General features: G+C 67.1%; 14 protein-coding genes. 5 read left to right on the top strand and 9 right to left on the bottom strand.

Features of this window, described 5'->3' with window-relative positions; genetic code table 11:
• Positions 1-486 carry an acyltransferase gene (locus C447_RS13705; protein ID WP_007694956.1) on the top strand — a complete coding sequence of 162 codons (486 nt, stop codon included), beginning with the start codon at positions 1-3 and terminating at the stop codon, positions 484-486.
• Positions 487-810: 324 nt separating this feature from the next.
• Here the strand turns inward: C447_RS13705 and pan1 are convergent, their stop codons facing one another.
• The 7 genes from pan1 to C447_RS13670 all read right to left on the bottom strand — a co-directional run bounded on the left by pan1 (position 811) and on the right by C447_RS13670 (position 10694).
• Positions 811-2031, bottom strand: a complete 1221-nt coding sequence (gene pan1, locus C447_RS13700) for a proteasome-activating nucleotidase Pan1 (protein ID WP_007694949.1) — start codon at positions 2029-2031, stop codon at positions 811-813.
• Positions 2032-2127: 96 nt separating this feature from the next.
• A complete protein-coding gene (locus tag C447_RS13695) occupies positions 2128-4032 on the bottom strand; it encodes an ATP-binding protein (protein ID WP_007694947.1) in 1905 nt (634 codons plus the stop codon).
• Positions 4029-5318 carry a DNA double-strand break repair nuclease NurA gene (locus C447_RS13690; protein WP_007694938.1) on the bottom strand — a complete coding sequence of 430 codons (1290 nt, stop codon included), beginning with the start codon at positions 5316-5318 and terminating at the stop codon, positions 4029-4031. Before C447_RS13690 ends, C447_RS13695 begins: the two co-directional genes overlap by 4 nt.
• The gene (locus C447_RS13685; protein WP_007694931.1) at positions 5319-8651 is read right to left on the bottom strand and encodes an AAA family ATPase; all 3333 of its coding nucleotides are present in this window, start codon (positions 8649-8651) and stop codon (positions 5319-5321) included.
• Positions 8648-9922, bottom strand: coding sequence for a DNA repair exonuclease (locus C447_RS13680; protein ID WP_007694930.1), 1275 nt, complete (start codon positions 9920-9922; stop codon positions 8648-8650). The genes C447_RS13685 and C447_RS13680 overlap by 4 nt, the downstream gene beginning before the upstream one ends.
• Before the next feature lie 96 nt (positions 9923-10018).
• Positions 10019-10369 carry a DUF7346 family protein gene (locus tag C447_RS13675; protein WP_007694928.1) on the bottom strand — a complete coding sequence of 117 codons (351 nt, stop codon included), beginning with the start codon at positions 10367-10369 and terminating at the stop codon, positions 10019-10021.
• 7 nt (positions 10370-10376) lie between these two features.
• Complete coding sequence (locus C447_RS13670) at positions 10377-10694, bottom strand: DUF7322 domain-containing protein (RefSeq protein WP_007694927.1); 318 nt, start codon at positions 10692-10694, stop codon at positions 10377-10379.
• A 96-nt stretch (positions 10695-10790) separates the two neighbouring features.
• Between C447_RS13670 and C447_RS13665 the strand changes: the two genes are divergently transcribed.
• The 4 genes from C447_RS13665 to C447_RS13650 all read left to right on the top strand — a co-directional run bounded on the left by C447_RS13665 (position 10791) and on the right by C447_RS13650 (position 16196).
• Complete coding sequence (locus tag C447_RS13665; protein WP_007694925.1) at positions 10791-13514, top strand: DNA-directed DNA polymerase; 2724 nt, start codon at positions 10791-10793, stop codon at positions 13512-13514.
• A gap of 62 nt (positions 13515-13576) precedes the next feature.
• Complete coding sequence (locus tag C447_RS18365; protein ID WP_239639189.1) at positions 13577-14461, top strand: DUF5791 family protein; 885 nt, start codon at positions 13577-13579, stop codon at positions 14459-14461.
• Complete coding sequence (locus C447_RS13655) at positions 14458-15348, top strand: SDR family oxidoreductase (RefSeq protein WP_007694912.1); 891 nt, start codon at positions 14458-14460, stop codon at positions 15346-15348. The genes C447_RS18365 and C447_RS13655 overlap by 4 nt, the downstream gene beginning before the upstream one ends.
• A 59-nt stretch (positions 15349-15407) precedes the next feature.
• The gene (locus tag C447_RS13650) at positions 15408-16196 is read left to right on the top strand and encodes a helix-turn-helix transcriptional regulator (RefSeq protein WP_007694910.1); all 789 of its coding nucleotides are present in this window, start codon (positions 15408-15410) and stop codon (positions 16194-16196) included.
• A 5-nt stretch (positions 16197-16201) separates the two neighbouring features.
• Here the strand turns inward: C447_RS13650 and C447_RS13645 are convergent, their stop codons facing one another.
• Entirely contained in the window at positions 16202-16492 is a 291-nt protein-coding gene (locus tag C447_RS13645) for a transcriptional regulator (protein ID WP_007694908.1), read from the bottom strand.
• A gap of 431 nt (positions 16493-16923) precedes the next feature.
• Positions 16924-18726, bottom strand: a complete 1803-nt coding sequence (locus C447_RS13640; RefSeq protein ID WP_007694906.1) for a flippase-like domain-containing protein — start codon at positions 18724-18726, stop codon at positions 16924-16926.
• Positions 18727-18750: the final 24 nt, after the last annotated feature.

The following is an 18750-nucleotide window of genomic DNA, read 5'->3' as shown; positions in this document are numbered from 1 at the left end:
ATGGTCTCGCGTCACGACCGGATCGAACACCACGCCACCCCCGGATCGCGGAACTCGCTGTGGTCCTGGACCGACGCGAAGTCCCCGCTGGTCGTGGCGCGCAACTACGCCGTGATCTGGCTGGTGCGACTCAACCCGAGTCTCCGGCTCAAGAACTGGCTGCTCCGGCGGCTCGGCGTCACGATCGGTCGTGGCGTCTCGTGGGGGCTCGAATCCACGCCGGACGTCTTCTGGCCCGAGCTCATCACCGTTCGCGACGACGCGATCATCGGTTACGATGCGACGCTGCTGTGCCACGAGTTCCTGCAGGACGAGTACCGGACCGGTGAGATCGTCGTCGGCGAGCGCGCGATGATCGGTGCGGGGGCCATCGTGTTGCCGGGTGTCGAGATCGGAGCCGACGCGCGGGTGGCCGCGAACTCCCTCGTCGTTGAGGACGTCGAACCCGGGACGACGGTCGCGGGTGTCCCGGCGACGGAGCACTGAGCGGGGCAGTGCGGATGCGGTGCGGCCGCTGCGGCGGTGCGGTGGCGGCCGGATGGCGGTCTGCGGATGCGGTCGTGGAACCTGGCGGATGAAGGGCGAGCCGCGCGAACGAGGCCGTAGGCCGAGTGAGAAGCGACCGAAAGGAGCGCGCGGCGAGGGCTTTGGCGGTGCTGTGCAGGGCGGTTGCGGGGAAGTTAGGTGTCGTACCGCGAGCGAGGCGGAGCCGAGCGAGCGGGCGCGAGGGTGACTGAAAGGAACCCGACGCGCTTTTGATCCACATTTTGCCAGGGAGCGAACGAAGTGAGCGACCGCAGCAAAAGGTGGCTAGGCGAACGTCTTCGAGACCTCGTCCTCGTCGGCGTCCTCGTCGGCGTCGATCTTCGCCCACGCCTCGTGGAAGTCCGTCATCCGGACCTCGGTGCGGTCCTCGCGGATCGCGAACATCCCGGCCTCGGTGCAGATCGCCTTGATCTGTGCGCCGCTCGCACCGGAGATCTCCTCGGCGAGCGCCTCGAAGGTGACGTCGTCGGCGAGGTTCATCCCGCGGGTGTGGATCTCGAAGATCTTCTCGCGGCCCTCGGCGTCGGGTTTGGGGACCTCGATGAGGCGGTCGAACCGACCGGGGCGGAGGATCGCTCGGTCGAGCATGTCGAAGCGGTTGGTGGCGGCGATGATCCGGACCTCGCCGCGCTCCTCGAAGCCGTCCATCTCGCTGAGGAGCTGCATCATCGTCCGCTGGACCTCGGCGTCGCCGGAGGTCTTCGAGTCCGTTCGTTTCGAGGCGATGGCGTCGATCTCGTCGATGAAGATGACCGCCGGTTCGTGCTCGCGGGCGACCTCGAAGAGGTCGCGAACGAGCTTCGCGCCCTCGCCGATGAACTTGTGGACGAGCTCGGAGCCCGCCATCTTGATGAACGTCGCGTCGGTCTGGTTCGCGACGGCCTTGGCGAGCATCGTCTTCCCCGTGCCGGGCGGGCCGTGAAGCAGGATGCCGGAGGGTGGGTCGATCCCGACGTCGGTGAACATCTCCGGGCTTTCGAGCGGCATTTCGACGGTCTCGCGCACCTCGTTCATCTGTTCGGTCAGCCCGCCGATGTCGGTGTACTCCACGCCGGGGCTCTCCTCGACCTCCATCACGCGCGCCCGGACGTCGGTCTCGTTCGAGAGGTCCGTAACCACCGACAGCGAGTTGTTGACCGCGACGCGCGAGCCCGGTTCGAGCGACTCGCGGGTCTCGTCGGTGACCTGGGTCAGCGCCTCCTGGTTGTTGCCGTGCTGTTTGATGATCACGCTGCCGTCGTCGGTGATCTCCTGGACCGTGGCGACGAACAGCGGCGACTGTTTGAGCTTCTTGTTCTCGTGGTTCAGGCGTTCGAGCTTCTGCTGGAACTTGTTGTTCTCGGCGTTCGCGTCGAGCAGCTTGTCGCGCATCTCCTCGTTCTGGGTGTCGAGGATCTCGATCCGCTCTTCGAGCGCGTCGAGTTTCTCCTGATTCGAGGCGTCCGTATCGTAGGGCTGTGACCCCTCGTCCACCGTGTCGGTCATTGGGACCGGATAGGGCTGTGTTTCATAAGAGGGTTCGGGTCGACGGAATAGCGCGGCACTCGCCGGGCCCGGACGGAGCTTTCGAACCGCCGAGAGCTACGAGTGTTTCGTGACACAGAACGGGAGGCCGACGACCTCGACCGCCTCGACATCGGGGGCTTTGACGACCGCCTGCCCCTTGCCGAACTTCGGGATATCGCGTTTGAACTCCGAGGGAACCGATGGGACCCGCTCGACCACTTCGTCCCGGAGACCGAGGAAGACGTTGGTGTTGGTCTGTTTCAACACCTCGTCGTCGATGTCCTCCGGGTTCTGGGTGATCATCAGGAGCCCGAGTTTGTCCTTCCGGCCCTGTTTCGCGGCCTCGCGTGCTCGACGGATGATGTACTGGCCACGAAGCGTGTCCGCGCCCGAGAGGTAGTTGTGCGCCTCGTCGATGCTCATCAGCATCGGGGTGTCCTTGATGTGCGTATCGACGTCGTGGTCCGAGATCTTGTTCTCGATCACGTAGGACAGCACCGTGAGGACGGTGAGCTCTTCCTTCCCGCCGCGGAGATGGCCCGTCGGAATCACCGTCACTTGCCCCTCGCGGAACAGTTCCCCGGAGATGTCGTCGAGCGGGTTCGCGCCGGTTCCCCCGTCACCGCCGCCGTCGAACACGTCGGTGAACACGTCGTCTTTCACGCGGCGCATCACCGCGCTCCACGTCCCGTCGGCGATCTCGTGTCGCGCTCGAAGCACGCTGTCCTCGTGTGAGTTCCTGTCGAGATAGTGGATGAACGCCTCGTAGGTCGGCCGTGCGTCCTCCTGGTCGAAGTACGACGAGAGACAGCCTTCGAGCGCCCCGCGGGTCACTGGTGTCGGGTCGTACGGCATCAGGAGTTCGGGTCGCGAGCGCACCAGCGAGAACGGGATCGAGAAGGATCGGCTCTCGCCAGTCGACGGCGGGGTGGTGTTCGCCACGTCGGGGACGAACACCTCCAGACTATCGACGCCGCCCACCTCGACTCCCGCGCGTTCGAGCCGTCGCCGGTCCTCCGGCGGGATCGCACCGTCCTCGCGCATCTGCCAGTACTCGTTTTCGGGGTCGAAGACGACCGTATTGAGCCGACTCCGTTCGAGGTCTCCCGTACTGTGATTCTCGATCGGGTAGCGCTTCTCGCCCATGAACTGTCGGAGGAGGTTCTTCGCGAAGTGGGTCTTCCCCTTCCCCGTCGAGCCGGCGACGAGCGCGTGACGGAAGACCGCTGGCTCGCCCGACTCGACCTCGCCAGTGGGACCGATACCGGGGTTCGAGAGGTAGTACGGGAACGGTTCGCCACCGACCTCCATTGCGTCGCCACCCACGGAGAGGTAGCCACAGAATATCCCCGAGTGTGGGATGTTGAGCCCCTCGCGCAAGGTCGGCTCGTCCTCGACGCGCTCGACCTCGGTGTTCGGCTTCGGTACCTTGTTCACGATGCCACGCGACAGCGCTCCTTCGGGGTCTTCCGCCCCATCCGCTTCGACCGAGAGGATGGTGATGGGTTCGAGTTCGGCCACCAGCACGTACTCCGACTCGTCGAGTGCGGACCCCCGATTGATCCGGTTGTGGACGTCCGAGCGGTCGTCGAGGTCGGTGTAGGGTTCGTAGCGCAACCCGTCGACGGCGGCGAACAGCCTGTCGTCGCTCGCGGGATACGAGACCCCGACGTAATCGCCCACTCGCACCTGGTCACGGCGCTCGGTGGCGATGTAAGCGTTCACCGTGTACTCGCTTCGACTGACGTGGATCGTCTCGCTCGCGAGCACGTGGCCCACTTCGCGGGGGCCGAGGTCGGTCGCCGAACTCGGGACCTGTTGTTCCGAGAGCGCCGTCCCGCCGCCGCTGCCATCCGTGCTACTGCTCTCTACTGTGGTGTCGGTTCCACCGTCCGCATCCACAGCGGCGGCGGTGTCGTCGGCAGTGGACTGTTCGTCGTCCGTCGCGAACGGGTCGTCGTCGAGTGGATTGTTGCTCATTGGTCTACCTCGCTTGGGTCCTCGATATCCTTCCACCGGCCGTCCTGGTTGTAGTCGAACTGGCTCTCGGCCGAGGTGATGAACTTCTCGATGGTCTTTCGGTTGTCGGGGCTGATCCGGGCGATCTTGTCGGCACGGGTGACCGCTCGGGGGACGTCGCCGTTCCGAGCGATCTCCTTCAGCGCCTTTCGCTGTACCGCCTCGCGCTGGGCGTCGTCTCCGAGGAAGAGCAACGGGGCTTCGACCCGGAACACCCCACCCGTCCTTGGCAGCCGGACGTAGAAGAACGCCCGCCGGTAGTCGGCGGGTTCACCGTGGTCGAGCGCGTCGGCCACCGTCGAGAGCATCTCGAACGGCCGGTTGTCGATCGCCTGCTCGTGGACGAACCACGACGTGTAGGTCAAGTGATTCAGGCTGTCGTCTCGCAGGACCTCGCTCACGAACTGATGGTCGCGCCGCCACGGCACGTCGAGCCGGAGCCCGTTCTCGTCGGTGAGGTCGTGGGTCTCGATCTTGGTTTCGAGCGCGTCGAGCACCTGCCCGGTCATCGACGTCTTCACCACCCCGATCACCGGGAGACCCCGCTCGTAGAGCCGGTCGATCACGCCGACGTAGTGCTCCGCGATCGTCTGCGGCACGTCCCACGTCGAGGGCACCGGCATTCGGTCGACGGTGTCCAGCATGAGCCAGTAGAGGACCCCCAACGGGTAAACGGAGCCATCGAAGAACAGTGCCCCGTCGATCGCATCGGCGGAGGCGAGCGCGTGCCGTCCCTCCGCAAGGCGCTGGGCCGCCGTCGAGACCCACCGCGTGACGTCGGAGGTCCGGTCGGCGGTTCCGGGGAAGGCGAGCACCTCGCCGTCGACACGGCCCTCGTCGCCCTCGAAGGTCTCGGAGAAGAACCGGCTATCGTCGTCGTCGAAGTACAACACCGAGCGGATCGTGCCGTCGCGTTCGAGGTCCCGGTTGCCATCCGTCCCCGCAACCCCGAGCTTCGCGCTCGCGGTATCGACGACGAGACCGTTGTTGTACTCGATCGGTCGGGTGGTGCTGGCGTCGATCCCGTAGGTGTGCTCGGGCCACGGGTCCTCGTTCCACGTTCCGAGGTCCGCCATCGGCGTTTTCATACACCTCACTTCGCCGAGCGCTTCGACCTGGCCACCCTCGCGCGCGAGCAGCGAGAACAGCCGACGTGCGTGTTCGGTCTGTGAGGTGGGTTCGTCGGGGACGCTGTTGTCGATATGCCCGAACAGTTCCTTCACGACCCCGAAGGCGGTCTGGTCCATTCAATCGTCACCTCCGGACCCGACGACACTCAACTCCTCTGGGTCGTCGGGACCACCGCCGGTGGAGTCGGGGTCGCCGGCGACCCGCATCTCGGCGTGCGAGGTCTTCGTCCCAGGGTCCTTGCGCACGAGGCACTCGTGGTCCGCACCGTGGATCAGGCGTTCGTCGTGGCTCACCACGATCACCTGTGGCACGTCCCACTCGTCGAGCGTGCGAAGCATCCGTTCGAGCTGGCCCACATGACCCTCGTCGAGGAACGTCGTTGGTTCGTCGAGGATGAACGGCGGGAGACCGCTTCGGTCGCCGCCGCCCATGCCCGCGATGAGACGATAGATACCCGCCCGGAGCGCGAGGTTGACGATGGCGCGCTCGCCACCGCTCGCGTTCTTTGGGTTCTCGCGCGTGCCGTCGCCACGCAGGAGTCGGATCGCGTAGTCGTAGGTCTCGCGGCGCTCGTTGTGGACCTCCTCGATCAGCACCTGCTGATAGCCCGCGTTCTTGTAGATCTTCCCGAAGACCTCGTTGGTGTACTCGTTGATGTAGGCGAGGTACTCCTCGCGGAGCTCGGATTTCACTGCCTGATAGGTCGAGAGAACCGTTTCGGTCTCGTCGTAGATCCCGTCGGCCCATCGCTCCTTGCGTTCGCACTCGTCGATTCGTTCGTTCAGGCGAACCAAAGCATCTCGTTCGAGCTCGAGTCGGTTGCGCTCGTCCCGGAGACGCCGTGCTCGGGTAGTGTACTCCTCACGTGTCGCCTCGCGCTGTTCGATACGCGAATCGGTCTCCTCGATCTCGGCCTCGATGGCCTCCCGACCGTCGTGCTCGCCGAGTTCGTTCTCGATGGCGTCGTGTTCGTGTTCGAGCGTCGCCAGCTGTTCGTTGAAGTCCTCGATGGCGCGTTCGGCCCCCGCGATGCGCTGGGTTTCCTCGGCGATCGTCGTCTCGTGGTCGTCGATCTCGTCGTAGCGCTCGATGATGGCTTCGACCGTGGATCGCTCGTCCTCGATGTGCTCGACTCGCTCGCGGGCCTCGTCGAGCACCGTTCCGCGCTCCTCGATCGTCTCGTGCGCCGTTTCGAGTGTCTCGTCGAGTGATTCGAGCCGCTCCTCTGCCGCCTCGATCTCGTCGTCGACATCGGTGATGTCGTCTTCGGTATCCGCACGTTCGTCCTCGATGTCGGCGAGCATCTCGCGGCGTTCGGCGACGGTCTCGAACGTCTCCAGTACGTTTTCGCCGGCGGAGACGGCTCCACGTGCCTTTCGCTCCTCGGTTTCGAGTTCCTCGATGCGCTCGTCGAGCGTCTCGATCTCGCCCTCGATGCGCTCGATCTCCGCCTCCGTCTCCTCGACTGCGTCGCTGGTCTCGGCGACCTCCGCATCGATGTCACTCTCTTCCTCGCGGAGGGTCTCGAGCGCCGCTCGGTGCTCTTCGAGAACGTCGTCGCGATAGTCGATGGCCGCCACGACGTCCTCGCGGAGCGAATCGATGCCGGTCACGTCCGCCGCGAGCGAATCCCGCTCGCGCTCCGCGGACGCGAGGCGCTGGCGAACGTCGGCGAGCGAGTCCTCCAACTCGTCTATCTCCTCGACGACGTGCGCCTCCGAAACCGTCTGCCCGCAGGTCGGGCACGTCGACCCCGGACCGAGCTCTCGAAACTCGTCGAGGTCGTCCTCGTAGCGCTGTGCTTCGGTACGGAGGGCGGCGACGGTGCTTTTGGCGTCGCTGAGGGCGTCGGTGCGTTCGTCGCGGAGCGCGGGGAGGCGTTCGGTGCGAACCTCGTCAAGGGTCTCGGCCGTGATGTCGGCATCGAGCCCGTCGACCGGGTCGAGCTCCGCGATCCGGTCGTCGAGTTCCTCGACCGCCCCGTCGAGCGCCGCCTTTTCGGTCTCGATCTCCTCGTGGAGCGACGTGCGCCGTTCGGTCAGGTCATCGAGCCGATCTTCGAGATCCGAACGTTCCGCCCGTGCCTCGTCCAGAGCGGACGTCTTCGCCTCGCGTTTCGTCCGCGCCGCGGTGAGGTCGTTCGTGGCGTCCTCGCGTTTCTCGTTGAGGGTTTCGACGCGTTCCTCGACCGCCTCGCGGTGGTCGTCGTCCACGTCTACTGGTTCGGTATCCGGGAGGAACGACCCGACACGACGGCGGCGCTTTTCGAGCGCCGTCTCGGTCGTCGTCTCGGCCTCGTCGATGCGCTCGTCGATGGTGGCCAGTCGTTCACGGAGCGCGTCGCGTTCGTCGACGAGGTCGTCGAGGGTCTCGGCGGTCTCGTCGTGCTCGGTGTCGAGCCGGTCGCGTTCGTCGCGTGCGGCATCGAGCTCGCTCTTCGCTGTGGCACGCTCGGCGCTCGCCTCGGTAAGGGTGTCGGCGACCGCTGCGCGCGCCGCTTCCGCCTTCGCTTCGGTCGAGAGGTCGTGGTCGACCTCGTCCGACAGGTCGGCGATCTCGGCTTCGATCCGTTCGACCTCGTCCTCCGCCGTCGCGATGTCGTCTTCGGCCGCCTCGATCGTCGAGCGTTGGTCGGCGCGTTTCGCCTCGACACGCTCGATCTGCGTCGCCTTCGCCTGCCGTTCCTCGATGAGTTCCTCGTAGCGTTCGAGCGCCGCCACTTTCTCCCGACGGAACTCCTTGAGGTCGTCGAGGTACTCCTCGGCCATCTCGGCTTTCCCCTCCGCGTCGTCGATATCGTCGGTGAGCTCGGCGATCGCCCGCCCGAAATCGGCTTCGTCGCGGTCGTACTCGGCGCGGTCCTCCTCATGGCCACGGCGGCGCTCGGCGTTGGCGTCGCGGACGCGACCTGCCGCCCGACGGGCCTGTTTCATCCGTTCGGTGTGGCGGTCGATCGCGTCGAGCCCGAGCAGGCTATCGATGGTCGTCGTCCGGTCGTCGTCGTCGATGAGCCGGTCGACCTCGCCCTGTTTGACGTAGACCGAACTCGCGAAGTCTTCGGCGTCCATCCCGACGAGTCGCGCCACCGTCGCACGAACGTCGCGGACGCCCGTCACGGGCGAGGAGAGCGCCGGTGACGTGAGTTCGGCGCTCGACGCCGTGCTGGTGTTGTGGACCGTCCATTCGGTGGTGTACTCCGCCCCGTCGACCTCGAAGGCGAGCTCGACCCGCGCGGTGTCCTCGCCACGTCGAACGAGGTCGTCGAGGGTGAAGCTGTTCGACCCCACAGTGGTGATCTTCGAGAGGAAGAGGCCACCGAAGATCCCCATCAGCAGGGAGGTCTTCCCCGCGCCGTTCTCGCCGTGGACCAGCGTGACACCGTCGGGGAACTCGATTTCCTGGTCGTTGTAGCTCCGGACGTTTTCGAGCCGGAGGCGTTTGATCCTCATCGGCCGTCCTCCCCGTCCTCCGCGGGCGGCACCGCCCACGAATCGAGCCGTGAGTTCTCGACGTCCGTGGCTCCCTCGTTGGTCTCGAAAGTCGATTCGTCGTTCTCGGTTTCGGTTTCCGTTCCTGCCTCGGTGAACGCGTCGGTCTGTGCCTCCCGGATTCGGTCCTCGGCCCACTCGGCCACCCGGTTCGTCGCGAGGTCGGTGTCGCCGCGCACGCGTGCCTCGACCGCCATCGTCACGTCGCTCAACGATTCCTCGGCGAGTCGTTCCTCGATCCGCTGGTCGGGGCGCTTGACGACCCCCGAGGGACCCTGGTCGGGATCGAGCGCCTCGCGGCCGCGGTCGTCGTCGACCGTACAGACCGCCGCACCGTGCTCGGTCGCGAGGTCGTAGACTGCACTCGCCGTCAGCGAGGTCCGTTCGCCGATCAGTCGAACGACCGCCACCGCGCCGTCGAGGTCGTGGCGCTCGACGACGTCGGCGGCGTGGCCGTAGCCATCGCCCTCGCCGAACTCGATGGTGATCCGGCGGAACTCGCGGGTATCGAGTTCGAGCGCGCGTCGCGTCAGTTCGCCATCCTCGATTTCGAGGAGACACACGCTCCGGGCAGCCTCCTCACCCGCACTGCAGCGTTCGGTCGAACCCGGATACCAGATATCGACCCCATCGACGACCGCTTCCTCGGCCTCGTGGTAATCGCCGAGCGCGAGCGCGTCAACCTCGTTCGTGGTCTTCTCGATGGCCTCCGTGCTCGGGTGGTCGGCCATGATTTCGGGCACCGGGGGAGAGAGGAGCTGGTGCATACAGAGCAATCGGTACGAGCCTTCGGCGTCTTCGAGTTCGAACGCCGTCGTCTCCCAGGCGGGTTTCGTCACCGAATCGATCCCGTAGAGCGCGACGTCCTCGATCATCGTCGGCGACCGGTCGAGCCGTTCGGCGGTTCCCGTCTCGGCGATGAGGTCGAGCCACTGGTCGTCCATCTTGCGCTCGTGGTTGCCGACGATACCGTAGAACGGGATGTCGGCATCGACCAGTCCCCGTAGGATCCGAATGCAGTTGCGCACTTCCGGGAGCGGGGGCGTGCGCTGATCGAAGAGGTCCCCCGTGTGGATCACCGCGTCGACCGGCTCGTTGTCGTGGTCGGGGTGATCCCCGCGGGCGATATCGACCGTTTGCTCGAACGCGTTCGCGAAGTCCGCCCGCCGAACGTCGCTACCGTACTGGCGTTTTCCGAGGTGAGTATCGCTCACGTGGAGGATCGTGGTCATCGTCTCACCGTCATTCGCCACAACTAGCCAGCGGCCGCGTATTAAACACCGCAGCATGGAGTGAAAGTGGTCGCCGGGCGGTCGCGGTGGGGCGTCTCACGTCGCGTGCAGCCGTTCGAGCGCCTCGTGGGCCGTCTCGGTGGCTCTGTAGCCACGCTCGCCGGCCACCTCACACTCTTCGAGCAACCCCGCCGCACGCAACTCACCACACAGCCCGTGGAGGTCGCTCTCACAGAGGTCGTCGCGGAGGAGTTCTCGAACCGGGATTCCACCCCGGTCGTCGATCGTCCGGAGCAGCCCGAGGCCGCGGTCGGTGTGGACCCCACGGATCAGCCGCCTGAGCGGTTCGGGGACCGCTTTCGCGGCGTCGGCGAACCCCGACCCGTCCGCCGAACAGCCGTCGTCCGCCGATGCCCGCTCGTTCGCGCCGTCGGAAGCCGGGTGCATGGCTCGACTACTCGGCCCGGTCGGTTAGCGGTTCCGCAACGCGGTACTTGAGGTAGGCGTAGCCGAGCGTGAAGAGCCCGAGGACGATCCCGACCCCGCCGAGCTGCCACCGGCCCTCGAAGTAGATGAACATCCCGCCGAGGGCGACGAGGAGCACGGCGATGTCGACCGAGACGACGAGGCTCCAGAACAGGTGTGAGACCTCGGGTGGGACCTCGACGTCGGAGGTGTCGGGGACGTCGACCGAGGGAGCGCCGGGGATGACCGACGTCTCGGCGTCGTCGTCGGGGTCGGTCGTCGAACCACCCAGCAGGCCGTCGAACACGGTTTCGGCCGAGCTACCACCCGCCGGACAATGACGGTTTGGATCCCGGGACGGCCGACCGCGGGGATTTTTAGCGGCGGCGGCGAAGGGGGTGGTATGACTACTCCGGGGACGCAGACGACGCTCGGCGGGAGTGCCGGGTCGGGCGGCGAGCGGTCGGCGGCGGAGGCGGCGGCGCGGACGGTCGCCGGCGACGGGGGGAGCGACGCCGAGATCGTCGACCCGACCGAGCGCCGGTATCCCGACGCGACCGGGACCGTGGAGATGGCGATCACCCAGGTCGACTACACCGTCGAGGGGTCGGGCGAGCGCGAGACACCGATCATCCACGTCTTCGGGCGCACGGCGGACGGCGAGGTCGAACACGTTCGCGTCCACGAGTTTCGACCCTACTTCTACGCCCCCACCGACACGCTCTCGGGCGACCTCGACGAGCGACTCACCGGCTCGGAGGACGAAGACGAGGACGGCGAGCCCTACGAGAGCATCCGGGGCGAGCGCCTCACCAAGGTCTTCGGCCAGACCCCGCGCGACGTGGGTCAGCTCCGGGACCGCTACGACCACTACGAGGCCGACATCCTGTTCCCGAACCGATTTCTGATCGACAAGGACGTCAAGAGCGGCGTTCGCGTGCCCGAGCGCCGCGGCTCCGACGACGCGCTCGTGGTCCCTCACGACGAGGTCGAAGCCGTCCCCATGACGGCCGACGTGCGGGTCTGTACCTTCGATATCGAGGTCGACGACCGCTCGGGCTTCCCCGAGGAGGGCGAGGAGCCCATCATCTGTCTGTCGAGCCACGACTCGAGGGACGACGAGTACATCACCTGGCTCTACGAGGCCCCCGAGGGCGCGGATGGTCCCGACGACCTCGCTGGCTACGCGGGGATCGAAGAGGAGATCGAGGCGACGGTCAAGAACTACGACTCCGAGGAGGAGATGCTCGACGCCTTCCTCGCGTACGTCGAGAACACGGATCCGGACGTCCTCACGGGCTGGAACTTCGCGGACTTCGACGCGCCGTACCTCATCGACCGCCTCGAAGTGCTCGGCGGTGCGAAGTGTGAGGGCTACGACCTCGACCCCGACCGGCTCTCGCGGGTGAACGAGGTCTGGCGCTCGGACTGGCAGGGGCCGAACATCAAAGGACGAGTGGTCTTCGACCTGCTCTACGCCTATCAACGGACTCAGTTCTCCGAACTCGATTCGTATCGACTGGACGCGGTCGGCGAGGTCGAACTCGGCGTCGGCAAGGAGCGATACGCGGGCTCCATCGGGGACCTCTGGGAGGAGAACCCCGAACGCCTGCTCGAATACAACCTTCGCGACGTGGAGATCTGCGTCGAGATCGACCGTCAACAGGGCGTGATCCCGTTCTGGAAGGAGGTGGCCTCCTTCGTCGGCTGCAAACTCGAGGACGCGACCACGCCGGGCGACGCGGTCGACATGTACGTCCTCCACGAGGCACATGGGAGATTCGCGCTCCCCTCGAAGGGCCAACAGCAGACGGAGGACTTCGAGGGCGGTGCGGTGTTCGACCCGATCACCGGGGTGAAGGAGATGGTCTCGGTGCTCGACCTCAAGTCCCTCTACCCGATGTCGATGGTGACGATCAACGCCTCGCCCGAGACCCAGGTCGACCCCGAGACCTACGACGGCGAGACCTACCGCACCCCGACGGGGATCCACTTCCGGAAGGAGCCCGACGGGATGATCCGCGAGATGGTCGACGAACTCCTCACCGAGCGCGAGGAGAAGAAACAGCGCCGCGACGAGCACACCCCCGGAACGGGCGAGTACGGTCGTCTCGACCGCCAGCAGCAGGCCGTGAAGGTTATCATGAACAGTCTGTACGGGGTGTTCGGCTGGGACCGCTTCCGGCTCTACGACCGCGCGATGAGCGCGGGCGTGACCTCCACGAACCGGGAGGTCATCAGCTTCACCGAGCAGGCCGCCAACGAACTCGACTACCAGGTGGCCTACGGCGACACCGACTCGGTGATGCTCGAACTCGGAACCGACGTCTCGAAGGAAGAAGCCATCGAGCAGGCGTTCACCATCGAGGACCACATCAACGAGGCCTACGACGCGTTCGCGGAGGAGGCCCTGAACGCCGACGAACACCGCTTTCAGATCGAGTTCGAGAAGCTCTACCGGCGGTTCTTCCAGGCCGGGAAGAAGAAACGCTACGCCGGCCACATCATCTGGAAGGAGGGCAAGGACGTCGACGACGTCGACATCACGGGCTTCGAGTACAAACGCTCGGACATCGCGCCGATCACCAAGCGCGTCCAGCACGAGGTGATCGACCGGATCGTCCACGGGGAGGACCTCGACGAAGTCAAGAACTACGTCCGGGACGTCATCGAGCAGTTCGAGGCCGACGAGGTGGACGTCGAGGCGATCGGGATTCCGGGGGGTATCGGCAAACGCCTCGACGACTACGACACCGACACCGCGCAGGTCCGGGGCGCGAAGTACGCGAACCTCCTCCTCGGAACCAACTTCCAGCGCGGCAGCAAACCGAAGCGGCTCTACCTCGACCGGGTCGACGACCGCTTCTTCCAGCGGATCGAATCCGAGCGGCCCGACATCGGCGAGGACGACCGCTATCGCGAGTTCAAGCGCGACGTCAGCGACGGCAAGGGCGTGATCTGCTTCGAGTTCGCCGACCAGATCCCCGATGAGTTCGCCATCGACCGGGACAAGATGCTCGATAAGACCCTCAAGGGACCGATCGCGCGCGTGCTCGAAGCCCTCGGGATCTCCTGGGAGGAGGTCCGGTCGGGCCAGACCCAGACCGGCCTCGGCAGCTTCATGTGACCGCCCCCTACGGCCGCCCCGCCGACGAAGGTTGATATGCGAGCACGCGACCACTCGCGGTCGTGGCGGGCACGACGACCCCGATGGATGCCGACCGGTGTGGCTGTGAGACGCGGGTCGACCACCATCGGCTCGTCGTCGACGCGACCGACTGCCCGGCCGGCGGTCGGCTGACGAACCCGGCGTGTCGCGCACGCGTCGTCGGCGCGGTCACGCCCCGCGTCACCTCGATCCGCGTTCGGATCGAGGCGGGCACGGTCGTCTATCCGGATGGGATCGTCGGCCTCCTCGTTGCGGCTGCACGCTTCGCGGCACTGGTCGAGGCCGACGACGCGGATCTGGCGAGACGAGCGCGCCGCGATCTCCGGGGAGCGGCCCGCGCGGCGGTCGGTCGCCGGGGCCGCGTCGCCGACCTCGCCGCCGAGACCGGACTCATCGAGGGGGTTCGTGGGGTCGCGAGCAGTCGGAACGGGTTCGACGCGGCGGCCGAACTCAACCCACTTACGTCGGCGGGCGGTAGCCGTCCCATGCTCCACGATATCGACGATGCCGGCGAACTGGATTCGACGGAGCTCCGGGCGCGCTACGACGAGCGCCTTCGGGCGGTGATCGACGAGCGCGGGGTCGAGACCGTCGCCGACGAGTCGGGCGTCGAGGCGGTTCGCGCGCTCGCGGCGGGTGACTCGCCCGAGATCACGCTCGACGAGGCCGCGGCGGTGCTCGCGACGAGCGAGGACGAACCCGAAGCCGAGGCCATTGTCGCGGAGACCCGCGACGCGCTCCTCCTCGGGATGACCACCGCGGTGCTCGACGTCGAGGCGGTCGAGTCCGGGATAGACGGCTCGTTCGACGCCCGCGAGATCCAACAGAAGATCGAGGGACGACTCCCGATGACCCTCGACGAACTGGCCATGATCCACGGCTACATCGAGGAGCGGAAACCATGAGCCGGGTCGCGATCCTCGGCTGTGGCTACGTTGGACTCGAACTCGGACGGCAGCTCGCCCCCGACCACGAGGTCGTCGGGGTGCGTCGTTCCGCCGACGGATGCGAGACGATCGAACGCGCGGGGTTCGAGGCGGTGCAGGCCGACGTCACTAGCCGGGACGATCTCGATTCCGTGCCCGACGTCGACGCGGTAGTGTTCGCGGCGAGCTCGGGCGGTCGTGGTGCAGAGGCGGCCCGCGAGGTCTACGTCGAGGGGCTTCGGACGGCCATCGAGGCGTTCGCCGAGCGCGACGACCCGCCAGACCGGCTGGTCTACACCTCTTCGACGGGCGTCTACGGCGACCACGACGGGGAGCGGGTCGACGAGGAGACGCCGATCGAACCCACCACCGAGAAGACGGAGGTGCTAGCCGAGGCCGAACGAGTCGCCATCGAGGAGGCGGGATCGCGGGGGATCGACGGCACCGTCGCCCGGTTCGCGGGGCTCTACGGTCCGGACCGCTACCGGCTCGAACGCTACCTCGACGGACCGGTGACGGAAGGGTATCTCAACATGGTCCACCGCGACGACGCCGCCGGTGCGGTGCGATTCCTGCTCGCCGCCGACGCCGCTCGCGGGGAGACGGTGCTCATGGCCGACGACGAACCCGCCGACCGGTGGGCGTTCGCGGACTGGCTCGCCGACGAGTGTGGGGTCGAACGCCCCGGAAAGCGGACGACCGAAGAACGGCTCGCGGAGGACGACCTCTCGGCGGCCGCCCGGCGGCGGGTCGAGACCTCGAAGCGGTGTTCGAACGACAAGCTCCGGGAGCTCGGCTACGAGTTCGCGTTCCCGACCTACCGCGAGGGGTATCGGGCCGCGGTCGCGGCGTTTCGGGACGAGTAGGTCCGTCCGGTCGACCGGACCCCACAAGATATTCACGCGTGCGAACTGAGGAATTATCAATGACCACTCGCGAAGATATTTCGTTTCTTGCGGGGTCTGAAAATCGGGTACGAATACTCGAAGCCCTCCGTGACCGGCCGCATCGCCAGTCCGAACTCGTTCGCGAGGGCGACCTCTCGCGGTCGACGGTCCACCGCACGCTCGATGGGCTCACGACCCGCGAGTGGGTCGTCCGCGACGAGGGGACGTTCCATCTCACGCCGGGCGGACGGCTGATCCTCGAACGCTACGAGGGGCTCGAGAACGCGGTCGAGCGCGTCGGCGAGTGGGGGCCGTTCCTGAACCGGCTGGGCGAGAGCGCCGGGGCGCTCTCGATCGCCGCGCTCGACGACGCCACCCTGATCGCCGGCTGTCCCGAGAACCCCCACGCGGCGCTCACTCACCTCGCCGACGTGTTCACGAACGCGACCGACGCCGAGCGTTTTCGGGGGATCTCGCCGGTCGTGAGCACCGTCATCAACGAGGCGGCGTTCGAGCTCGTGAGCGCCGGCGTCCCGATGGAGCTCGTCATCGACGACTCGGTGTTCTCGACCTCGAAGGCGTCCTTCCCCGACGCGCTCGACGACGCCCACGCGTTCGAGAACATCGAGCTGTTCGAGTATCCCGGCGCGCTGGAGTTCGGGCTCACGATCCTCGACGACCGGGTGTTGGTGGGTGCTTACGACGACCGTGGCGTGCTCCGGGAGTGTCTCGACGGCACCGACGACGCGCTCTTCGAGTGGGCGACCGAGGTCTACGACGAGCGGCGGTCGGCGGCCCGGCGCATCGACCCGCTGGCGTCGGAGTAAGCCGCTTATTCGACTCTGAACAGCGGTTCCTCGATCGACTCGCTTCGGCACTCCGGACACCGCGAGGGACGGTTCGCACGGTCGTCGAAGCCCGAGAAGCCACAGTCTCGACACTCGGGCGGGGCGGCGAGGAGCTGTTCGTCGGTGCCGTCGAGCGACTGGGCGATGTGCTCGACGTGTGAGAGCGCGCTGGTCGTCGGGATGTCGAACTCGTTGGCGATGGTGCCCGCGGCCGCGGTCCGTCCGCGAAGGTAGTCGGCGATCCGCTCGCGCGTCGTCGCGTTCGCGTTCTCCATGTTCCGCTTCCGGCGCGCCGGGTGAAAACGATTTCCGCAGCGGCGAGCGCGGTGCGGCCGCGGGGCGGCCCGCGGTCGCAGTACGGCGGTTGCGGCGCGGCCGTGCGGTCGCGGTGCTGTTCCTGGTGGATGAAGGGCGAGTGCCACGAGCGGAGCGAGTGGCCGAGGGCTTCTGCGGCGGCGGAGCTGTGCGGTTGCGGTGGGCGGTACGGAAGCGGTCTGTGGGCGCGGGTTAGTTAGTGATCGTACCGCGAGCGAACGAAGTGAGCGAGCGGGCGCGAGGGTGACCATCGGGAACCCGACGCGCTTTTGATCCACATTTTGCCAGGGAGCGAGCGGCGCGAGGTTCGACCGAAGGGAGAACCTTGGATGCGAACGGGGAATGGAGTGACCCGTGAGCGAAGCGAGCGACCGCAGCAAAAGGTGGGGGCTTATTCCGTCGGGGTCGCCTCGACTTCCTGGCCCTCCTCGACAGCGGTCGTGAGCGAGACGTTGAGCACCGCCATCGAGACGAGGCCCCCGATGACGGTGACGACGTTCTTCACGGCGTGGTCGACGATGGCGACCGCGAGCGCGACCGAGAACCCGACCGGCGAGAGGCCAGTCACGAGGAGCGCGAACGCGCCCTCGTAGAGACCGATGCCGCCGGGCGAGAGCGGGAGGACCTTCGCGAGGTTGCCGACGCTCACCGCGAAGAAGCCGACCGCGAGGAGGGTCGCCGGGGCCGCCGAGACGTCGAAGGCGGCGAAGACGACGAGCGCGGTCACGACGTCGAGCGTCCAGATGAGGAGGCTCGACGCGCCGACGCGGACGAACGCGCGGCGGTCGCTGGCGACGGCCTGGACGTCGCCGACGAAGCGCTCGATGACGCCGGCGACCGTGTCGGCGTAGGCGTCGGTACTGATAGACCGTACGCCACGGCGGACGAGGTTCGAGTCCGAACTCGCGCTGGCGACGATGAGTCCCACGGCGGCGATGGCGATGACGCCGATCCCGCCCGCGACCGTCACGGCGAGCTGGCCGCTCTGATGGCCGCCCGCGACGGTCGAGGCGAGACCGGTGAGGCTGGTCGCGCCGGTCGCGGCGAGGCCGAGGAAGACCACGCCCGCGAGCAGGGTGATGGTGAGGAGGTCGAAGACGCGCTCGACCGCGAGCGAGGCGAATCCCGCCGGGTAGGGCACCCGTCGTCGGGTTTTCACGACGTAGGCCCGGACCGCGTCGCCCGCCCGCGCCGGAAAGACGAGGTTCCCCGTCTGGGAGACGAACACCGCACCCGTGAGGAAGCCCACGCCCTCCTCGAAGCCGAGTTCGGCGAGGATGTCGCGGTAGCGCACGCCCCGGACCGGCCACGAGAGGGCGTAGACCAGCGCCGAGACGGCCACCAGAGCGAGGTCGGCACCCTCGATGGCGTCGAGCACGCTCGACACCTCGAGGTACTGGGTCATCAGGACGACCGCGAGGACCGTGAGGAGCGTGCCGGCGGCGAGCGTGACCCGCCGGGTGATCCGCGGCGCGACGATGACCTGCCACCACGTTCGGAGGATGCCGCCCCCCATCCCGAGCACGTCCCGAACGAAGTCGACCTTCGTGTCGCCCTTCGGCGTCCAGGCGACCGGGAACTCGTTGACCCGGTAGCCCGCCCGCTGGGCGCGAACGAGGAGTTCGGTGTCCCAGAACCAGTGGTCGTCGTCGATCGTCGGGACGACGTCCTCGAACACCTCGCGGGAGAAGGCCTTGAACCCGCACTGGTGGTCGTGAACCGACGAGCGCAGGAACAGCCTGACGAGCCGGTTGAAGACCTTGCTCGGGACGTCGCGATTTGCGGGGCGGTCGGCGTCGCTCGCCCCGAGAAGTCGCGACCCGGTGGCGACGTCGTACTCGCCCGTACGCACGCTCTCGATTAGCGTTTCGAGGTGGGTCATGTCCGTCGCGAGGTCGGTGTCGAGATACGCGAGCGTCTCCCCGTCGGCGGCCTCGAAGGCCCGAACGAGCGCCCCGCCACGGCCGAGCCGCTCGTCGCTGTGGATGTGACGGACCCGGTCGTCATCGCCTGCGAGGCGGGTGGCGATCTCGGGAGTATCGTCGTCGCAGCCGTCCTCGGCGACCAGGACCTCGAAGGAGCCAGCGGGGAGAAACGCATCGAGGGTCGAGAGGGTGGTCTCGACGGTCCCCGCGAGCGTGGCCGCCTCGTTGTAGGCGGGAAGGACGACGCTCACGGCGACCTCCTGATTCATTGCCCGGTCTGGGAAAGCCATCGA

It is taken from the genome of Halococcus hamelinensis 100A6 (genome assembly GCF_000336675.1).
Lineage (GTDB): Archaea > Halobacteriota > Halobacteria > Halobacteriales > Halococcaceae > Halococcus > Halococcus hamelinensis.
This window is presented reverse-complemented; position numbering and strand designations above follow the sequence as displayed.